We start from the raw sequence: 20646 nt of genomic DNA, 5'->3' as shown, positions 1-20646 counted from the left end.
TTTATTTTTCCTGCCCAAAAATCATAACAACAACTGCTCCTTGATACGCCTCAGGGAGATCTAAATCATCCGGTAAACAAATTTGTAATCGACCACCTATAGTTTCCATTACTTTATCTGAGTAATAGAGGCCTACGCCCATCCCCCCAGGCCTAGTTGTCTTAAATGGTTGAATAGCTTCTTCCGGAGTTAAGCTAAAGCCAGGACCGTTATCCATAACAACTAATGCAGGACCTTCTTTAAACCAATTTGGCAAGCTATCTATGCGAATAGCAGCAGTATACTCGTCTCCTTCTTTTTCAGCTTTCAAGCTAGTCCAATGTATAGAGTTGTCTATCAGGTTAGTTAATGTTGCTTGTAGTAGGCCAAAAGGAGCTGTTACTTCAAATGCTTCAGATTCATCTGTATTTATAGGGCATGATATAGTTACATTATGGTGCTTAAATCTGTGTTGGTTTAATTTGGTAACTTTTTGAGTTAGTGCTTTGATATTGAAGGTCTTTTGCTCATTTCTACGAAGTAAAGGAGCAAATCCCTCAAGTAGTTCACTAAGATGCTCAGCACGCTTAAGTAACGTTGAATAATCATCAGATTGGCGAATTGAAGCGTTTAAGTCTTCTACACCTCGCTCAACTTCATGAAAGATTACAGCAAGGTTGATACCCGCGATACCTGAGCTTAATGTAACTTCTCGCATTTGGTGATAGTCGGTTTCAATCTGCGTCACTTTATTAGCCATTTCTTCTTCAAGGCCGTGTTTTTTGATGCTTTGTTTTATATCTTTGATGCTTTCTTCAAAGCGTGTAGTGGCTGGAGAAAGGTCTTTGATGTCACCTTTTACATAAGCATCAAGTCGTTCACGATCTTGTCTATGCTTTAAGTGAAAATCTTCTATAACGCTGGCTATTATCCACCTGAAGCGTTTGTATGTGTCATTTTCGTCAAAACCTTCCCTATTAGTTTTCTCTTTCAATCCCTCACTCACTTCTAAGTTGAGATCGACACCACCTATAACCATGCCTGTGTCTATTTTTTGGCCTGGCATGTTTATTCGACCTGCATTTAATCCAAGCCAATCATCTTTTCCTTCCCCGTAGTTGAAAACTCTAATTCCGTCTCGATAGACACGCACGCCTGATTGCTCTTTTAAGTACTCTTTAATTAATTGTGGTGAACCTACCGCACTTAGGACTGCCCCTGTTTTCATAAATATATAGAACGTGCCTGAGATCGGGCCTATTCCTTCAAGATCTTCCGGGTTTAGAAGTAGAGTTTCTCTAACTGCTTCTTCTCTGGCTAATTCTTCTTCTTTTGTTGGCTCTAGTAGTTCTAGGCGGGAATCTTCTTGCTCAAGTTTTGAATCAGCTAATTCTCTGAAAGTTTGAGGAGGGTTGAAAGTATATGTCGAGGAAAACCGCCCATTTTCATCGATTATGAAGTCATATGTCCAGAGAGCCTTTTCTAGGATATCTTTTGCATCCAATAGGTCTTCAATTTCTTTTTCGCGTCCTGGAACTGAGAGTATTACGTCGAAGTCTGAGACTGTTTTAAAAGGGGATATTAAGCTTGTCAAAAGCCTTTTGAGTCGGCGTAGATCACCTCTAGTCCAGTGAGTATTGTTCAGTGCGCCTATTTCTATTCGAGTACCAGTCTCTTTGGCGAAATACTCTGGACTTTCTAAAGGAGTAATAACTACCCGGGTGTCTTCAATATACTCTGCTTCGTCAATTAGACTAGGCCAGTCAATTGCAATTTTGTATTCGGGAGAGCCTTCAGCTCTAGTGTTAATAGTAAGTTGGTTACCCAGTTTGTGTACAGCTAGACGTCCAACACCTTTCTCTCCCAATGGTAACCGATTTAGCCGTGGAGTCCTTATCTTATTCTTGTTTCTTTTACTACTAGTGCCAATCTCCATCCACTTGTTTAGGATGTCGTTTTTTGTCATTCCAAATCCATGATGATCCCAAATAATAATGTTAGATTTGTCACCTTTGAGGTTTAGTGAGACGTCCACACTTAAAGCGTTTGCATCATACGCATTTTTAACCAATTCAAAGACAGCTAACCTGTCATCACCTATCAGTTCATCGCCAAGAAGCTTGAGGAGGTGAGCATTTGCCCTAAATGGTTCCACTATAGGTTTCTGTTCTTCCATTTAAAATTTGCTCCAAAATAAACTTTAAAATTAATGATTTATCTATAATTTCGATTGATGTGTTAAGTATTTTCTTCGGCTTCCAAGCTTCTTGGTTTGTAGTTCACCTTCATTTACTAGGAGGCCCAAAACGCTGTAAGTTAAGTAATCTTGTTGGTTACCGTTGTTATTTGATTGTAAGCCTAGGTAATGGGCGCAATCAGAATTAGTGATACCTTGCGGGTTTTCAATAGCGAAATTCATAATTGAGTCTTTTAGCAATCTTAAGCCCATTTGAGCTTTTTCTATCGCCCCTTTTGGTACGACTAACTTATTGTCTAATCTTCGCTTTATTGAACTCGGGATTACCGTGTTATACAAAGTTCCACCCGTATCTATTGTGCCAAAGCAAGAAATTAATGCCATTTCTATTCTGAGGGCTTGCGCTTCAGTAAGCTTGTCTACCACTTTTTCTACTAGTGGGGATTGGCCGGAATCAAGTACTTCTTGGATATACTTTCCTTTGCGAGTGGTATCGACTTTTTTCAAATGTTCTGTAGCACGACTACCTGTTCCCTTTCCTACATAGAAAGTCAGAGCTGGGGCTTGTCGAGGGTCTTTCAAGACATAAACATAGTATGAATTAGTCATATGCGAAGAAGATCTATTTCAGTAGTAATCATGAGAAAGTGCCAAGAGTCAGGGTACCATTATGAATAAAACGTACATAGTTAGTTTTATTCGTTTTTGTTCAGACCGCACGGTTTTTGTACAAAAACGGTAGGGCTTTAGATCGTGACCTTATAAATTAGAGTTAAATATCTAATTTCTGAACTAACTTCATAAATCCTATGCAACTCAATTCACCTTGTTTGTTGTAAGGAATATAACAGCGCCCTTAAACATATAACTAATTAATGAGTGTTGTTATGTCTCATACCCGTCTATTCCCACGTCATCGCTTGGCGCTAGCTTGCATGCTTGCCAGTGTTTCCAGTTTCTCATTCGCTCAAGAACAGTGCGATATTCCTGATCTTCAACAGGCGCCTGATCTTGCTTTAGCCGTTTCTGAAGCGACTCATCATTGTTATGGTGCTTGGTTCTCTGCACCTGCTGATTCGCTGAACGATATCTACAGTGAAGCGAGTTTAAGCCGTATTCAAATTGCGTTAAACCAAGCCATTGCAAGTTACCGTGGTGAGGCAGAACAAGCGCGCAAGCTCGAAAACCTTGGTGAGTTTGTCCGAGCGGCTTATTACGTTCGTTATAACGCGCAACAGCCGGACTTTTCTCAGGCACTAGGGCAACGTTTTGCTCAGTCGATTAACGCGTTCTTAGCGAATCCACACGCGCTAGACCAAGGACGCGAGCAAGTAGGGGCGATGAAAAGCCTGACGTTGATGGTCGACAATGTGAAGCAACTTCCTCTAACGATGGAAGCACAACTTGCGGCATTGCGTCACTTCAATCGCGAAACGGTGCAAGACACACAGTGGGTCGATGGGTTAAATAACCTTTTCCGTGCGATGGCTGGCCATGCTTCGCGAGATGATTTTTACCAATACATGGCAAGCCATACACAACACATTGATACGTTAGCGGCGTTTGCTCGTGATAATGCTTGGGCATTGGATACGGATGCGAGCTTCTTGGTTTACAACGCCGTTCGCGAAACCGGACGTTTACTAGCCAGCCCAAACCAAGCAACCAAAGAGAAAGCGCTGCGTGTGATGCAACAAGTGATGGAGCAAAACCCGCTTGGTAGTGAACACGATAAGCTTTGGCTGGCTGCAGTCGAGATGATGAGCTACTTCGCGCCAGAGGGTCTGAATGGTTTGGATTTAGACCAAGCGAAGCGTGATTTGGCGGCTCGCGTGCTACCGAATCGTCATGAATGTGATGGTCCGGCCATCATCCGTTCTCAAGATTTAACCCAAGCCCAATCTATTGAAGCTTGTGAGGTTTTAGCCGCAAAAGAGGCCGACTTCCACCAAGTGGCAAACACAGGGCATCAACCTGTTGCGGACGACAACAACGAGCGAGTGGAAGTCGCCGTGTTTGCGAACAACGGCAGCTATGTGGATTACTCGTCTTTCTTGTTTGGTAATACAACGGATAACGGCGGTCAGTACCTTGAGGGTAATCCGGCACAAGCAGGCAACGTGGCGCGCTTTGTCGCTTACCGCTATGACAATGGCGAGGCGCTTTCTATTCTCAACCTAGAGCATGAATACACCCATTACCTAGATGCGCGATTCAACCAATATGGCTCATTCAGCGATAACTTGGCACATGGTTACATTGTTTGGTGGCTAGAGGGCTTTGCTGAGTACATGCATTACAAGCAAGGCTACGACGCGGCGATTGGGTTGATTGCTGACGGTAAGATGAGCCTATCGGACGTGTTGGCGACCACTTACTCTCACGATACCAATCGAGTTTATCGTTGGGGCTACTTAGCGGTTCGCTTTATGTTGGAAGAGCACCCGCAAGAGGTAGATAGCTTACTGGTACTTTCTCGTTCTGGTCAGTTTGCTGAGTGGGCAAAGCAGGTTCAATTATTGGGTGAGCAATACAATGGCGAGTTTGACCGTTGGTTAGATTCAGTCTCAAGTGACCCTCAGCAGCCTGATCCGAACCCAGATCCAAATCCGGGTGAGCCGACAGAACCTTCTGATCAAGTAACGCAGCTTGTAGCAAACCAAAGTGTGGTGCTCAGTGGCGCAGCATACAGCGAACAACTGTTCTATGTGGATGTGCCAGAGAACACAACTCACTTTGACGTGGCGATTCATGGCAATAACCAAGGCGATGCCGATTTGTACATGAGCTTTGAGAAAGAAGCCCACTACTACGATTTTGAGTTCAGCCAATATGGCGATGGCAGCAATGAGTTAGTGACGTTTGAGCCGGAGCAATCAGGTTACATTAAGCCGGGTCGTTACTACATCAGCATTGCGGGCCGTTCTGACTTTAATGACGTGACGTTACAGGCGTCATTAGTGACAGAAACCCCAACACCGCCAGCACAAGAGCAAGATGACTTAACTCCAGTGGTATTGGAATCTGGCCAAGCGCAGACCTTAACGGTGCACCAACAGCGTTACGCAGCGGTTTATGTTCCACAAGGCGTGCAAGAGGTGCGAGTGTGGCTAACCGACAAAAACGGTAATGCAGACAATGGCAACGTTGATCTGTATGCGAGCAAAGCTTATTGGCCAACAGCAGGGCAGCACGAATACGCATCAAACTACTGGGGCAGTAATGAATACCTGCTAATCCCAGTGACAGAAGAAGGCTATGTCCATTTCTCATTGAATGCAGAGCAGCAAGGGGATGAGGTCGAGATGTTGGTTTACTTCTACTAACTCGCGGTACCGAAATCAAACCCTCATAAAACCAAAGCCGGACATCAGAGTCCGGCTTTTTGTTGTGTGTTATTCGCTACGAAAACTTTCCTAGGTTGCTGCTTGGGGTTTGGCTTTCTTCTTCATTTTTAGTGTTGAGTACACCGAGAAGATCGCTAGCAACACGAAGGCAAGTGCGATTGGTCGCTCATACAAGAATGACCACGAGTTGTCGTACATGAGTAAGGCTTTGCGTAAGTTGGTTTCTGCCATTGGCCCTAGAATGATGGCCAACAATATTGGTGAGGATGGAATGTCCATCTTGCCGAGGGCGAAGCCCAGTAAACCAAACGCGATAGCGATGCCGACATCAAACATAGAGTTGTTAATCGCATAAGCACCAACCACTGACAGGAAGATGATGATTGGAATCATCAGTATTTTCGGAACTTCGATGATGCGACAGAAGAAACGAATACCAAGTAAGCCAACCAACAGCATGACGATATTAGCGACCAACATCGAACTAAAGACGCCATAAACCACCTCAGGACTTTGGCTAAACAACAGAGGCCCAGGCGTTAAACCCTGCACAATAAGTGCGCCCAACAAGACTGCTGCAACGGCATCACCCGGAACACCCAGTGTGAGCAAAGGTACTAATGAGCCACCGGTTACGCCGTTGTTACCGGATTCAGCTGCGGCCAATCCATGAAGTGACCCCTTACCAAACTCCTCCGGTTTTTTCGCTGAACGTTTGGCTTCGTTGTAGCAAACAAAAGCTGAGACATCTGCACCAGCGCCGGGTACAGAACCAATCGCAGTACCAATCAGGCCGCTTTTAGTGGCTGTAGGTAGGATTGTCTTAAGATCTTTTTTGCTTAGAATTTTACGATCAAACGTTGGTACTTCTGCATGCTTTTCATTGATGATCTTCTCGATCTGATTAATGGCTTCTGACAAGGCAAACAAGCCAATAAGCACCGGAATAACATTGATGCCGCTATAAAGATCCATCACTCCAAATGTGAAGCGCGGAACGCTACTGATAGGGTCAAGACCAACCGTAGACACCAATAAACCAATGCTACCAGCCAACAAGCCTTTCAAAATGTTTTGAGAAGAAACGCTAACAATAATGGTTAGGCCAAACAGAGCGAGCGCAAAGTACTCGGGCGCGTTAAAGCGTAGTGCAAAGTTTGCCAAAAGCGGGGAGATGGCAATCAAGACGATCGTACTCAGTAGTCCGCCGACAAACGAGGCAACCGCAGAAATACTGAGCGCGCGAGCGGCTTGTCCTTTTGCTGCTAAGGTGTGTCCATCAAGTACCGTCGCGGCCGAAGCCGGAGTACCCGGTGTCTTTAATAGAATGGCGGCAATTGAGCCTCCGTAAATACCACCGATATAGACGCCAATAAGCATCACCAGTGCTGGTGTCGAATCCATACCAAAGGTAAAAGGCAATAGAATCGCCACGCCCATTGTAGCCGTCAGTCCGGGTAGTGCTCCCAAGATGATCCCACCGACAACGCCGAAAATTAAGATGGGCAATACTTCTGGGCTAAATGCGGTTAGTAGGCCATTGAGTAAGTGTTCAAACATAGCCTCTCCTTAATAGTACAAGCCTTGAGGTAGAGCGATGTAAAACACCTCTCCAAATAGGTAATACACCCCAAATACAAAACACCAAGCGATAAGGTAATACAGCGGCTTTTTGACTTTGAAAAAGACCAAATAAGCGGTGAATGCGATTAAGCTTGCGATCAAATAACCGACGATATGAATCAGCAGCGCATAAGCCACGAGAAAGCCGATGCCAAATATCGCCATTTTTGAAAACACGGGAACGGCTGGCTGTTGAACGGCTGCTTTTAGCTTTCGTTGGACGATAAGAGCGGTGCAAATGATGATTTGTGCAATTGCGATAGCGCTAGGAAAGAATTGGGCGTTAACGCTGGCGTCTTGGTAGTGTGGTTCATCGAATTGGCTGATGAGCACAAGTACGATGCTGCTAATGACGATCATCAAAAGCGGGAAAAAGATCTCTCTACCCAGTTTTGATGAGGGTTGGTTTTGAATGGGTTCTGTGGGCTGTGAGCCGCTTTGTTGTAGGCTGTTTTGACTCATGCTGATTCTCCTCAACACGAAGAGCATCGTGGTGATGCTCTTCGCTTAGAACATCACTTACTGAATTAGTTTTGCGAGCGCTTTGCTGTCTTCATCAACAAACTTGGTAAACGCTTCTGCATCCATGTTGTGGATCGTCATTGCGCCTTTTTCCATAAACTCTTTGAACTCTGCCGATGCCATTGCTTCATCAAAGGCTTTACCCAGCGTTTCAATAACTTCATCTGGCGTGTTCTTAGGTGCGCCGATACCGCGCCATGTACCAGTAACAACATCAACACCTTGCTCTTTCAATGTCGGAACATCGGCGATGTATTCAATGCGTTCGTCTGACATGACGCCCAATGCTTTTAATTGACCTGAACGCAACTGAGCAATGGCTTCTCCTGGCGTTACCATGGTGACGTCTGTGTGTTTACCAAGTACCGCGGGAATCGCTTCCGATGCACCGTTGTATGGAATGGCGTTAAGTTTGATTCCTTGGTTCTGCTCTAATGCCATCAGGTAGAAGTTTGGCGCCGCAGTCGAGGCAAACTTCACTTTACCTTCGCCTTTTTTCGCTTCGGCGATCAGGTCATTGATGGTGTTGAAAGGGCTGTCTTTATGAACCAAAACTACGGCAGGATCGAGGTTAACCATTCGAATCAGTTTAAAGTCGCTCGCGTCATGTCGCATTAAACCCATTTGAGGGAGAGAAGCGATTTCACGAGTGACAACCGTAAGTGTGTACCCATCTGGACGCTGCTGCGCACCAAAGCTCATGCCCACCGCGCCAGCGCCTCCTGTGCGGTTCATCACTGCGATGTTTTGTCCTAGTACATCTTTTGCGGAGTTAGCCAGAGTTCGACCGACGGCGTCTGTACCACCGCCTGCACCAAACGGAACAATAAGACGGATGTTTTTCGTTGGATAATCCGCGGCAATAACCGTTGCAGAGACCATGATGCCAGCGGCGACAAGTAGAGATTTAAGAAGCTTGTTCATAATAATCGACCTTTTGTTTCCGTTAGTTTTTGTATGCTTGTGTAGGGTGGTTTGTTTTATTGTTTTGATATTCGCTCATGCAGAGCTGCTCAAATGCGACAGCGATCCAGCCGCTTATGAGCATGTCATACCATTGCTCGACACCACTGCACGCAACGACGATGTCGCCATGTACAAATGAGCCGAAGAACAGCAAATCGTTTTCTTGTAGAGAAGAGGTTTGGGTGGTTTGGTTATGAATATTAGGGCGTCCGTTACGCCACGCTTGTTGCGCTTTGTTTCTCGCGAACTCATCAAATGGAATGGTCCATTCTTGTGGTTTTCCCAGAGATGTTTCATAGAGAACGGCATCAGCAAAAGACGCTTCCCACGGTTTGACTCTAGGATCCATCACCACGATATGAAGTTCTTTTCGATTGGTTCGTTCGAATAATCGTTCTATGGATGGCTTGACTAACTCGACAGCATCCATGGCAATTTCAACATGACTTTTCATCATTGATTCCTTTTGATGTTCTTACCTGAACTTACAAAAGAAATGATATTGTATGACAAGTGAGTACGAAACGTACGAAACGATTAAATGATGGTCAGATCACTTGTGAATCAAGAGAATAGTGCGAGGGATCTAACTTTAATAAGGATATGGGTTATAAAAGTGAGGGCTGAATCAAGTTTTATAACTAAGACAATAAATGGCCCTATGGAGAGATAAATTAGATGGATTTGAGGGCGAATAAAGAACGTTTCGCCAAGACAAATTCGATAAAGCCGGACATCAGAGTCCGGCTTTTTGCCATTTTTGCGCAGGGCTTAATCTGCTTAGATTGGTTCGTTCACTTTGCTCTTTGTTGCGACTTTGCCTTCGGTAGAATACGCAAGCTCACCTGCAATGTAAGTGGCTTCGACGTTTCGCTCGTCACCCAACATCATCAAGGCAAACAATTTGTCTTCTAAGCTCTTGGAATGCTGGTAACGCAGCTTCTGCAAATCCGTTGCTGCCCAATTAAGGACAACAAAATCGGCCTCTTTACCTGCTTCAAAATTTCCTATCTTGTCATCGAGACTCAGCGATTTCGCGCCGCCCAAGGTCGCTAAGTACAAGCCTTTAAACGCAGAGAGTTTCTTTCCTTGTAACTGCATGATTTTATAAGCCTCATTTAAAGATTCTAACTGAGAGAAACTGGTGCCGGCGCCAACATCCGTCCCCAAACCGACGCGTACCTCTTTTTGCTCTGCTTTTTCTAAATCAAACAGACCGCTACCGAGGAATAGGTTGGACGTTGGACAAAAAGAAATCACGGAGTCGGTACGCTGAAATGCACTCCACTCTTTATCAGTAAGGTGAACCGCGTGGGCGAAGATGGAACGTTTGCCGGCCAATCCGTAGTGCTCGTAAACATCGAAGTAGCCCTCACGATCCGGGAAGAGTGACTTCACCCATTCGATTTCGTTTTTGTTTTCTGACAAGTGCGTATGCACATACACATCGGGATACTCGGCTTTGAGCTTTCCGGCAGCCGCTAACTGTTCTGGCGTTGAGGTCGGCGCAAAGCGAGGCGTAATGGCGTATTGCAATCGCCCTTGGTTGTGCCATTTGTTGATCAGGTTTTTGCTTTCTTGATAACCCGTCTCAGGCGTGTCAAGTAGGTAGTCTGGTGCGTTGCGATCCATCATGACTTTCCCCGCGATGATGCGCATGTTCTTGTCTAGCGCTTCCTCAAACAACGCTTCTACAGATTGAGGGTGCACCGTGCCAAACACTAAGGCGCTGGTGGTGCCGTTCTTCAACAGTTCGTTGATAAAAAACTGGGAGATGGCTTTAGCATGAGCTTTGTCTTCAAACTGCTTTTCTGTGGGAAAGGTATAGGTTTCTAGCCACTCCAACAGTTGTTCACCATAGGCGGCGATCATTTGTGTTTGTGGGTAGTGGATGTGTGTGTCGATAAAGCCCGGCACGATGAGTTTTCCCCTGTGATCGACAATCTCTTGGTATTGTGTCGCATCGTTTTCATTGAACGCTTTGATGGCTTTGATGTGTCCATCTTCAATCACTAACAAACCGTCTTCGAAGTACTGGTAGGCATCAGGCAGGTGTTCAACCTTGGCAGGATCATTGATGAAATGTAATAGGCTAGAGCGGATGGCGGTGACGTCCGCCGCCGCATGAGAAGAGAAGAAAGCCGTACCGAGTAAAGATAGAAGGATCGCGTTTTTGTTCATAAGTCACTCCATTGAATCGTTTGAAAATCCATGGTTTTTGACTTATTCGAGCAAGCCCTTGTCAATAGAGTGTAACAACCGAAAACCATTAAAAGCGAAGTGACTATTGCGAGATGTATGCCAATCAACGACAAAGCGGTTAATGGTAGGCAGTACAAGGCTTGAAGGCGAACTCACGAGACAATAAGTAGGTGTTCGCTAACCATGATGGTGAGGAAAAACAGGCAGTTGAACCGATGTGGTGCATTTCATGTTTTGCTAATAAATGACCTTGGGCTGCAATAAAGCTGTCATGTTTGGGTTATAAGTTGTGCGACTTAAATGGCTATGCCAGATGAGAAGCCCAAGCCAGATGATGCGAGTAAACCATGTGGCGAACAACGTAACCAGTAGATTGGAGAATCATGGCAAGAGTAGTAAACGCAGCCGATGAAGTGATCATTAAGTTGCTCCAAAACCAAGGCTTTATTAAAAGCGAAGCTGAAGCCCGCTTGAAAGAAGAAGTGTACCGTTTACACCCACACGAAATCGAAAAAGTGAAAAACTACGATCAACACTTTGGCATCAATGCAAAAGAGAAATTGATTGATGAGATTTTAGAGCTTAGACGTGAAGCATTGATCAAGAAAATATCCCGCCCAGAGACTGCTGTTTTTAAGTAGCTTGTCCTCAAACTATCCAAGACATTTGATCGACACTCAATGTGTAAAAGTAAGTAAATAAGAGAGTCAAAGCTAGTGAGTGGTTTGACACTTATGGAAATGCGTTTTAGTTTTCGATTCAATCAATCTTTGTCATGAATGGGTATAGATAGCAGGATATGGATTCAATCACACAAGCTGCATTAGGCGCGACAGTTGCCGGTGCGATTGCCGGAAAGCGCTGTAATGCGAAGGTACTACTGATGGGTGCTGCGCTTGGCACTTTGCCAGATCTGGATGTGATTCTGGATTATGGTGACGCAGTACAAAACACAATCAAGCATCGCGGCTTTACGCATTCTCTCTTGGTGTTACCTCCTTTTGCTTTGCTGATTTCTTGGCTTTATTGCCGTTGGCGACCAGATACGTTTTGGACGCTTTCTCGTGTGTTCTTTTTAACTGTGAGTGTGTTCGTTACCCACACTTTGCTGGATGCAATGACAACGTATGGCACGCAGCTGATTTGGCCATTTGAGGGCTATTTTGAGTTGCGGAACGTGTTTATTATCGATCCGCTTTACACTCTGCCTTTGTTGCTTGCGATTGGTGTTGCTCTGTTTTCGAAAACCCGTGGCGGACGTTGGTGTCAGAGTGTGGTGCTCATCTCTACGCTTTATCTCGGTTGGGGTTACGCATCGCAGCAAATGATCGCATCTCGCGTGGAGCATAACTTAGCGGCGCAGAACTTACCGAATAAACAAGTGCTGATCACGCCAACACCGTTTAATACCTTCCTGTGGCGAGTGGTGGTGATGGATGATGGTCAATATTACGAAGGCTTGGCATCGGTACTCGATAGCGATGAGCGTATTGATTTTGTCTCACACCCACTAGGCAGTTGGCCTTTGGCAGATAAGCCGGAGACTTTGAAAGGGCTCAAGGCTTTCTCACATGACTATCTGAACTATCGAGTGGAAGATGATGCACTGATTGTGTCTGACTTGCGTTTGGGAATGTCGAACAACCTTTCCTTTGAATTTATCTTTGCGGAGAAGGGCAAAGATGGCGATTGGCAGTTGTTGGAATCAACACAACGCTACCCAAGTGAGCGTAGCTTGGATTTGTTAGGCCAACTTTGGGAAAGGCTGAAAGGCGACCAGAGTATTGATGCGAATTTGGAACGTGTGGAGTTAAGCGCGCGTTCCTAGTTTAGGTGTATAGCGATGCCCAACTCGCTCTTGAAGATGATGAGACGAGAGCGTGTTGTCGGAAACCTCTTTATCAAAATGAATACTGGCACCAAACTGAATAAAGAAAGCCGGACGTGATGTCCGGCTTTTTCGTATTTGCTTTAATCAACTATTGGTCGAACTCACTACGGGAATTCATACCCGTCGTGCGAGTTGGTTAGGTAGTAGAACGTCGCTTGAACATAGTCAGTTGGGTCACCTGAGTTGTTTTGGTTATACACGCCCGCTTTAAAGTACATGTATTGGCCGCCAACATCGTAGCCGCTGGTGGTCATATCGACCGCTTCAGTGACGTCTTCGTGGTCATCACGTTTAATAGTGACGATAAGTTGGTTGCCTTGCACTTCGATGCGGTAGAAGAATAACTCGTTCAGTGCGATGCCATCTTCAGGTTCTGAAGCGTTGGATGCTGAGCTACCAATAAGATTAATGAACTGCTCTGGATCTGATGACGCGTCTTCGTTAGGTTCATGCGCAAAGTAAAGCGAACCTTTGGTGTGGTCCGGTAACAAACGATAGTAGAGGCGGATTGGTTCATCGTTATTTGCGTGGATCTGGCCGACGATTACGCGGCCCACTTGGCTGGAATCACCCGTTGTCGTTACCGCGTTGACGGCCAATGTTGCTTCTAGAACGCCATCCACACCGCCAGAATTGTTTTGATCATCGCTTGGTGCGCTCGCAAATACCCAGTTGTTTTTGGTGATGCCTGTGGTTGAGATGCTGGTGTCGCCACGACGGAGCATTTCACGCATTTCTGAACGTGTGTATTTGGTATTTGCAGATGTGGTTGCGCCTTCGACGGGAGAGATGAACACCAAACCGCCGTTATCACCAGTGTAGAAGAACTCGCTGTTCTCAAAGCCGCTAGAGAGTTCGCCTTCTTTCACTTCTTGAGCATCGCCAGACGCGTTACCGTTATCATCAACTGGCAGGTCGAGTTTCCAATCTAATAAGTCGAAGTTGCCTGATGGTGGCAGGGCAGGGTCAAGATCGAAGACAGGTAATGAAGTGGTCGGCGGGTCAATGATTTCAGAAGATGTGAGTTTGAAGAGATCGACACGGCCTTCAGCGCCACCGTATTCACCAAAGACAGTGATTTCCGTTGCATCTCCTGAGTTGAACGTAATGGTGGTTTGCGCCCAATCTGAGTTTGAAGCGGTTTTGCTAAAAGTGTCGCTGCCAACATTCACACCGATGTTCGCATCTGCCAGCACGTACGCGCTCAGCGTGTATTCGGTATTGCTTGTGACCGGAACTGACTGCTCTAGACGTGCGCCACTGCCAGAGAATTTTGCTGACTTTGCACCGTCATAGGCAACACCGGAGACAGCGGTTGGATCTATCTCTGTCCATCCAGAAAAATCTTGTTCAAAACTTGGGTTAACGAGATTGACTTCGGCACTATGTGCGGCAAAGGAGCTCAGTAAAACGGCGCTGCCGACAATATTGACTAACTTGCTTTTCATGTTGTTCTCCACGGTTTTCAACGATGGCTTATCTTCTAATCCTGTAGAAGTAAGTTGTGCTTCATGTATTTTAATAACACAAATAAGGATTAATCCTTTCTCTGAAGAACAAAGATGAAGATGAAAAGCGAACTTCTGTATTTTGGTTGCGGCTAACTAGCGATCTTACGCAACTATTTGCAATGTAATTCTTTAGCATGCTGCTTTAGTTTGGAAGCGTGATGGCACTTTGTAGGTGTCAAAGCTTAGAAAAGTCTTTCAAGAATAGAGGGTTACAAGCTATACAATATGAATAATTGTGAGCGAAGATCGGTTTTATGAAGACGAAAAAAAGCCGAACATGACGTCCGGCTTTGAATTAGTTCCCGATTTTTACATTAATTTTTAGTGACTAGCTAAAGATTAAATTTGTGCGAATGCGCCTTCCCAAGTGTAAGTCACACCGTCGAACTCAACGCGATGTGCGGCGTTCTGCTTGTCTTCATCTAGATTGCAGATAGCGAAGTGGTAAGCGTTGCCTGTGGTAGTTTGCAGACGAATCACGGTACCCACTTCGTTGTTGCCAACGACGGTTACTGACTCTACTAGACCACGAGCGCCAACCGATGCTTCGATAGACTCGTTGAAGTAACCGTGTGTCTCTAATACAGAAGCAAACACGTGGTTCTGACCAGATTGACGTAGGATCAGTGCTGGTTCGCTCTTCAAGTTGAAGTCTGGATCATTTGCGCCAGTGCGAGTGAAGAACACTTTGCCGCCGTTTGTTGCGCTTGTGATTAGCGAGTAGTAGCTGTTGTCGTGCAACCAGCTTACAAGCGAGCTGCCTTGAACTTGGCCTGAACCCACATTCCATAGGTGTTGGTAACCGTTGTCTTCGCCCATTGGACGCAGCGTACTTTCTACATCGTATTCAAAGTCCGTACGGATGATTTGACCAGAGTAGTGCACTGGCAGGTCGTATTGGTGCTCTTGATCTGCTTCGATGCGGTAAGCATCAATCACAAGTGGTTTTTCGAATTCTGGCAATTCAGCAAGAATGATGCTGCGCTGCATGTCTACGCCGTTGTAGTAACCAGAAATACGACCGCTCATGCCTTGCAGTTTTTCGTCATCAGCTTTGAAGAAGTGCTTAGAACCGAACTTGGTTTCTGCTAGCGCTGTGTCGAAGTTGTTTTGTGTCTTTTGGTCAACCGTTACTGTGTTGTGCGCGACCGTCTGCTTACAGTAAGACTTGTTCTCTGGGATGTAACGACCGCCAAATTTAGGCTCAACGTTTACCCAGCGACCAAAGCCGTAATCGTGCAGCACTTCATGACCGCGGTTAAACACGCTCAGGTGCAGACCATCGTAGTGACCGTGGTCTAGCGCTGAGTGGTACTGGTGATCGCTGCCGTGTTGACCAAACCAGATAAGCGCCATTGTGTCGTCATCTTGTTCGTCACGGTGACGAAGAATGCTTACGCCGCCTTTTTCGCCTTCAGGGCCGTCAGTAACGAATAGGCTACCCCAGTTGAATGGTTTGATGTTGTCTGTTGCTGCAACCGCGTCAGACAATGTTTTCCCTGAGATATGAACCCAAACATCTTGCTGGTGGTCTGCCATGCCAAGTAGCGTTTCAGACTGCTCATAACGGTGGAAACATACTGACGTTGCCATGATTACGCCTTCATCGTTAATCGAAATCGTCTTCGATGAATCGTTCAATGCTGGCAAAGTACCATCTGGGAATGCCGTCTTAAATACTGCGTAAGACGTGGTCTTGATTACCGAGTCGTTGAACTCGTAAATACCAAGCTCAGGCTGACGACGTTCAATCGCTTCTGCAAATAGGTAGATTGGACGCAGCGAGAAACGGTGGTAGTAAGGACCTTCCATGTAGTAGCCGTCTGGCGAGAACAGTTGGTCCAACTGAGCTAGGAAGCCGCCGCTCACTTTGTCCAGTTTCAAGCCGTAAAGCGCTTTGTCTACTGCATCTTGATCGTTGATTGCGTAACCACAGATACCTACTGCTGCTACCGCCCACAGACCGTGGTTGTGTACGATGTCGAAGTCGTGACCGTAAGTGACTACGAACAGCTCAATCATTTGTTTGAACAGGTCGTTTTCAATCAGTGTTTTTTGCTCTTCTTCCAACGTGTGGTAAATGCAGCTGTACGCACAAGACGCGTATAGCATCCACATGTTCTCGTTCAGAGTTTGGTGGAAGATCTTACCCGGAGGGTTAGAGTCACGGCTGGTGTTGCTCTCTAGCGTCGGGTAAACCTTCGCATAAGCCGTTAGCATATCAACGATGTAATCGCGGTACTTCTGCTCACCAGTGATAAGGAATAGGCGACCCGCTAGATCAATGTGGATGTAGTTTTGCTTGTGACGGTTATGCTCGTAACCGCCGCCTTCGCCGTGACCTGGAACTTCAATACCTACCTCTGCCATGTAAGCGTCAGTTTGTTTGATGTCACGTGCTAGTGCATTTCCTAATAGGCTATCCGTGCCAAGTGCTTTGCTTAGTTCTGCCGCTTCTTCAAAGTTCATTAATAGCGGTTGGTAAGACTGGGTTTGGTAGCTCATTATTATTTCTCCTGCCCGAATGCGTTCACTTCTAGAGAGTAGAAGCCATTCCAGCTGTAGGTTTTACCGTTCAATTCTACTTGGTGTGGGGTTTGGTCGTCAGCGCCTAGCACATTGCTGATCATCACAGTAACCAGTGATTTTTCAGTCGTGATTTCTACGATGCTGCCAACGGCGTTGTAACCCACGACGCGGATATCTTTCACCTGACCACGTGCATTCACCGATTGCTCAAACTCTTCGTTGAAGTAGCCGTGTGTTTCTAGCACAGAAGCAAATAGTGTCGATTCGCCCTTGCTGCGTAGAATGAATGCCGGTTCGCTACGTAGGTTAAAGCTTGGGTCATTGGCGCCAGTGCGAGTGAAGATCACTTCATTATCGCCGTTCTGTTTCGCGCTGCTGCTGGTGCCTAACCAAGTGTAGTAGGTGTTGTTTTGCAGCCAGCTAACCAGCGCCGTATCTTGCACTGTGCCGCTTGCTACTTTCCAAAGGTGTTGGTAACCGAAGTCATCGCCAAGCGTGTTCAGTTCACCAAAGCTTTGGTAATCAAAGTTAGTGCGTACGATTTGACCATCGTATTGATGAGAGTAGTCGTACTGATGCTCGCCTTCACCTTCGATGCGGTAAAGGTCTAACAATAGCGGTGCTTCAAGCTCATCTAGGTTAAGCATGAACACACTGCGTTGCATGTCTGTATTCGGGTAATGGTCGTTCGCAAACGCACTCATACCGTTGATCTCAGTGCCTTCTACTTTGAAGAAATGAGGCAAACCATGCACCGAATCAGCGCGGTCTACATCGAAACCATTCTGACATTGCTCATCAATCGTTACCGCGTTGTGCGCGATAGTTTGACGTGCGTACGATTTGTTTTCGTCTAGGTAACGACCGCCGAATTTAGGCTCTACGTTTACCCAGCGACAGAAGCCGTATTCACGCAGTACTTCTTGACCACGGTTGAAGAAGGTAATGCCAAGCGTATCGAAGTTACCATGTCCCATACCGTGTTGACCGTAGTTCATCACAAGCTGTGACACATCACCGGTTTTATCCTGCATACGGATAAAGCCTTGTGCTCCGTTGTTACCAGTTGGACCTTCGTTGAGCTCCACACTTGGCCAGAAAGGCATGCCGATTTCACGGTCTGCGATGGCTTTATCGTAAGCTTGAGAAAGCTCAAGACCACATGGGTGCATCCAAACGGCGTTTTGAATCTTCGCCATGCCTAGGATGTTGTCATCCATACCGTAGTGTTTGCTGTAAACGCTCACTGCAACTTGAACGCCCATGTCGGTAATGCTCATGGTACGAGATGCATCGTTTAGGGCAGGGAACTCACCATTCGGGTAAGCCGTTGCCAGCATCGCTTGTACTGTGTTGCCAATCACTTTGTCTTTGTAGTTGTAGATGTCTACTTCAGGCATGTGACGGTGTACTACTTCTGCAAATACACAAGTTGGACTAATCGCATAACGATGGTAGTACGGACCTTCCATGTAGTAACCAGAAGGGGCGAACAGTTGCGAGATTTGCGCTAGGAAGCCACCGGTATCATCTCGGTCTTGACCGTACACCGACATCTCTAGATATTCAGGTTTACCAATAGCTAGACCACAAATACCAACAGCCGCAACTGCCCAGATACCGTGGTTGTGAATACGGTCGAAATCGTGCGCGTATTTCACGGTGAACATGTCTAGCATTGGTTCGAAAATGCGCTCAACAACGGCTGTGCGCTCTTCTTCTGTCATCACTGATGCCACGCAAGAGTAAGCAAGGCTAGTAAACATTAACCAACAGTGTTCATTAAGGATCTGGTGGAAAAGACGACCTGTTGGGTTAGTGTTTTTCTGTACGTGGAAATCAAAAGTTAGGTACTTCTCTGCATAGATAGCGAGAAGATCTTTAACGAATTGCGCGTACTTTTCTTCTTGAGTGATCAAGAACAAACGACCCGCTAAGTTCATGTAGGTATAGTTTTGTTTGTGGCGGTTGTGCTCGTAGCCACCCGCTTCGCCGTGACCTGGTACGTCTAGAGGCAGACGCATAAAGGCTTCAAGTTCCTTGCGATTCGCTTCAATGGATTTGCCCATTAAGCTCGGCTTTCCGACTTCCTTTCTTAGTAGTTCGACTTCTGCTTCAGTCAACAAAATCGGTTGTGTAGTCATTTCTTTACCACCCTCAGATGAAGTGTGTTGTTTTCTTAAACTTTCTATAAAGTAATACAATATTAAGTTTGGGTGTAGTTTTTGTGGCAAAAAGGGAGAGTGAAATCACGCGAATTTAGCTAACTTATTGATTTATATTGTTGTGGCAATCCTTGTTGTGGCTGATGTTTCGGCGTTATCAATCGTTAAGTGGAATGCTTTAACGAGCACCGTTTGATGAACATCACATATTTTTAGATATATTGTATGACAATTAAAATAGATCGGATATGCTCGTTACCAATTCGACAGTAGACCCTTTCGCTGCGCGTTTCACTTTTATCAATACGACGCTTTTTTAAGAGAACCTTTTAATAAAAGCATGGTTAAGAATGAAGTGCCGTAGGGTTCGCTTTAATAGAGACTTTTTAGGAGTATGACGATGAATTCTTTCTTTGTATTAGATGAGAACCCGTGGGAAGAGCTAGGCGGCGGTATCAAGCGTAAAATTGTTGCTTACACAGATGACCTAATGGCGGTTCACCTATGTTTTGATAAAGGCGCGATTGGCGCTCCGCATACTCACGAAATCCATGATCAAATCGGTTACGTAGTACGTGGCAGCTTTGAAGCAGAAATCGAAGGCGAGAAGAAAGTACTGAAAGAAGGTGACGCATACTTTGCTCGTAAGCACATGATGCACGGTGCGGTTGCACTAGAGCAAGACAGCATTCTTCTAGACATCTTCAATCCAGCTCGTGAAGACTTCTTAAAATAATCTATAGCGCAACCTCAGTTGCTAAGGTGACAACATGAAATCATTAAACATCGCGGTCATTGGCGAATGTATGGTTGAGCTACAGAAAAAGGAAGGTCAGCTAAAGCAGTCATTCGGTGGTGATACGTTGAATACCGCACTGTATTTATCTCGTTTGACCAAAGCTCACGATATTAAAACCAGCTATGTAACGGCTCTGGGTAACGATCCTTTTAGCCAAGAAATGCTATCAGCATGGCAAGAAGAGGGCATCGATACTAGTCTGGTTCTTTCCGTTAAAGAAAAGCAACCAGGTATCTACTACATCGAAACCGATGAAACTGGCGAGCGTTACTTCCACTACTGGCGTAACGAGGCGGCCGCTAAATTCCTATTCGAACAAAACGAGTCTCCGCTATTAGTCGACAAACTTTACTCGTACGATGCGGTTTACTTGAGCGGTATTACATTAGCGATCCTTACTGAAGAAGGTAAGACGCAACTGTTTGGCTTCCTTGAGCACTTCAAGGCACAAGGTGGTAAGGTTATTTTCGATAACAACTACCGTCCTAAATTGTGGGAAAGCCGCGAGAATGCCATGTCTTGGTACCTGAAGATCCTTAAGCACACAGATATCGCACTGCTCACATTTGAAGATGAGCAAATGCTTTACGGTGACGAGCATCTAGAACAGTGCATCGAGAGAACTTCTGCACTGGGCGTGGATGAAATCATCATCAAACGTGGTAGCAAAGATTGTTTGGTTGTGGCGAATGGCGAAGCGCAATACGTGGCGCCAAACAAAGTCGACAACGTGATTGATACAACAGCGGCTGGTGATTCTTTCAGTGCAGGCTTCTTGGCGAAGCGTTTGACTGGCGGCAATGCTGCGGAATCGGCTTACTCTGGTCACTGTATGGCTGGCGCGGTAATTCAACATAAAGGTGCCATCATTCCACGTGAAGTGATGCCAGATCTTCCTTTGTAATTCTTTTGCGG

General features: G+C 45.7%; 15 protein-coding genes. 5 read left to right on the top strand and 10 right to left on the bottom strand.

Annotated elements, in window-relative coordinates; genetic code table 11:
* Position 1 precedes the first annotated feature (1 nt).
* Together KJB05_RS11815 and KJB05_RS11810 are read right to left on the bottom strand one after the other, a co-directional pair.
* Positions 2 to 2155 carry an ATP-binding protein gene (locus KJB05_RS11815; protein WP_208444163.1) on the bottom strand — a complete coding sequence of 718 codons (2154 nt, stop codon included), beginning with the start codon at positions 2153 to 2155 and terminating at the stop codon, positions 2 to 4.
* Positions 2156 to 2197: 42 nt separating this feature from the next.
* On the bottom strand, positions 2198 to 2785 hold the full coding sequence (locus tag KJB05_RS11810) for a GIY-YIG nuclease family protein (protein WP_208444162.1): 588 nt from the start codon (positions 2783 to 2785) through the stop codon (positions 2198 to 2200).
* 278 nt (positions 2786 to 3063) lie between these two features.
* Here KJB05_RS11810 and KJB05_RS11805 point away from each other — a divergent pair, with 278 nt between their 5' ends.
* On the top strand, positions 3064 to 5502 hold the full coding sequence (locus tag KJB05_RS11805) for a M9 family metallopeptidase (RefSeq protein ID WP_208444161.1): 2439 nt from the start codon (positions 3064 to 3066) through the stop codon (positions 5500 to 5502).
* 90 nt (positions 5503 to 5592) lie between these two features.
* Here KJB05_RS11805 and KJB05_RS11800 read toward each other — a convergent pair whose 3' ends face one another.
* From KJB05_RS11800 to guaD, 5 genes are all read right to left on the bottom strand, one after another.
* Complete coding sequence (locus KJB05_RS11800) at positions 5593 to 7083, bottom strand: tripartite tricarboxylate transporter permease (protein ID WP_208444160.1); 1491 nt, start codon at positions 7081 to 7083, stop codon at positions 5593 to 5595.
* A gap of 9 nt (positions 7084 to 7092) precedes the next feature.
* The gene (locus KJB05_RS11795; protein ID WP_208444203.1) at positions 7093 to 7506 is read right to left on the bottom strand and encodes a tripartite tricarboxylate transporter TctB family protein; all 414 of its coding nucleotides are present in this window, start codon (positions 7504 to 7506) and stop codon (positions 7093 to 7095) included.
* A 159-nt stretch (positions 7507 to 7665) separates the two neighbouring features.
* Positions 7666 to 8592: a tripartite tricarboxylate transporter substrate binding protein gene (locus KJB05_RS11790; protein ID WP_208444159.1), complete on the bottom strand. Its 927-nt coding sequence runs from the start codon at positions 8590 to 8592 to the stop codon at positions 7666 to 7668.
* Positions 8593 to 8614: 22 nt separating this feature from the next.
* Positions 8615 to 9088, bottom strand: coding sequence for a hypothetical protein (locus tag KJB05_RS11785; RefSeq protein WP_208444158.1), 474 nt, complete (start codon positions 9086 to 9088; stop codon positions 8615 to 8617).
* A gap of 326 nt (positions 9089 to 9414) precedes the next feature.
* The gene (gene guaD, locus KJB05_RS11780) at positions 9415 to 10815 is read right to left on the bottom strand and encodes a guanine deaminase (RefSeq protein ID WP_244142883.1); all 1401 of its coding nucleotides are present in this window, start codon (positions 10813 to 10815) and stop codon (positions 9415 to 9417) included.
* Between the two features lie 404 nt (positions 10816 to 11219).
* Between guaD and KJB05_RS11775 the strand changes: the two genes are divergently transcribed.
* Both KJB05_RS11775 and KJB05_RS11770 read left to right on the top strand, forming a co-directional pair.
* Positions 11220 to 11477, top strand: coding sequence for a hypothetical protein (locus KJB05_RS11775; RefSeq protein ID WP_005437145.1), 258 nt, complete (start codon positions 11220 to 11222; stop codon positions 11475 to 11477).
* A 158-nt stretch (positions 11478 to 11635) separates the two neighbouring features.
* Entirely contained in the window at positions 11636 to 12664 is a 1029-nt protein-coding gene (locus KJB05_RS11770; protein WP_208444157.1) for a metal-dependent hydrolase, read from the top strand.
* 167 nt (positions 12665 to 12831) lie between these two features.
* Here the strand turns inward: KJB05_RS11770 and KJB05_RS11765 are convergent, their stop codons facing one another.
* From KJB05_RS11765 to KJB05_RS11755, 3 genes are all read right to left on the bottom strand, one after another.
* Positions 12832 to 14175, bottom strand: coding sequence for a polysaccharide lyase family 7 protein (locus tag KJB05_RS11765; RefSeq protein WP_208444156.1), 1344 nt, complete (start codon positions 14173 to 14175; stop codon positions 12832 to 12834).
* Positions 14176 to 14577: 402 nt separating this feature from the next.
* Positions 14578 to 16743: a heparinase II/III family protein gene (locus KJB05_RS11760; RefSeq protein ID WP_208444155.1), complete on the bottom strand. Its 2166-nt coding sequence runs from the start codon at positions 16741 to 16743 to the stop codon at positions 14578 to 14580.
* 2 nt (positions 16744 to 16745) lie between these two features.
* On the bottom strand, positions 16746 to 18911 hold the full coding sequence (locus KJB05_RS11755) for a heparinase II/III family protein (protein ID WP_208444154.1): 2166 nt from the start codon (positions 18909 to 18911) through the stop codon (positions 16746 to 16748).
* Positions 18912 to 19332: 421 nt separating this feature from the next.
* Between KJB05_RS11755 and KJB05_RS11750 the strand changes: the two genes are divergently transcribed.
* Positions 19333 to 19668 (top strand): cupin domain-containing protein, encoded by a 336-nt coding sequence (locus KJB05_RS11750; RefSeq protein ID WP_005450851.1) that lies wholly within the window; start codon positions 19333 to 19335, stop codon positions 19666 to 19668.
* A 34-nt stretch (positions 19669 to 19702) separates the two neighbouring features.
* Positions 19703 to 20635 (top strand): sugar kinase, encoded by a 933-nt coding sequence (locus KJB05_RS11745; protein WP_208444153.1) that lies wholly within the window; start codon positions 19703 to 19705, stop codon positions 20633 to 20635.
* The last annotated feature ends 11 nt before the right edge of the window (positions 20636 to 20646 follow it).

The organism is Vibrio sp. B1ASS3 (assembly GCF_905175355.1).
Classification (GTDB): domain Bacteria; phylum Pseudomonadota; class Gammaproteobacteria; order Enterobacterales; family Vibrionaceae; genus Vibrio; species Vibrio owensii.
The sequence above is the reverse complement of the archived record's forward strand: the minus strand, read 5'-3'. Positions and strand labels throughout refer to the sequence as shown.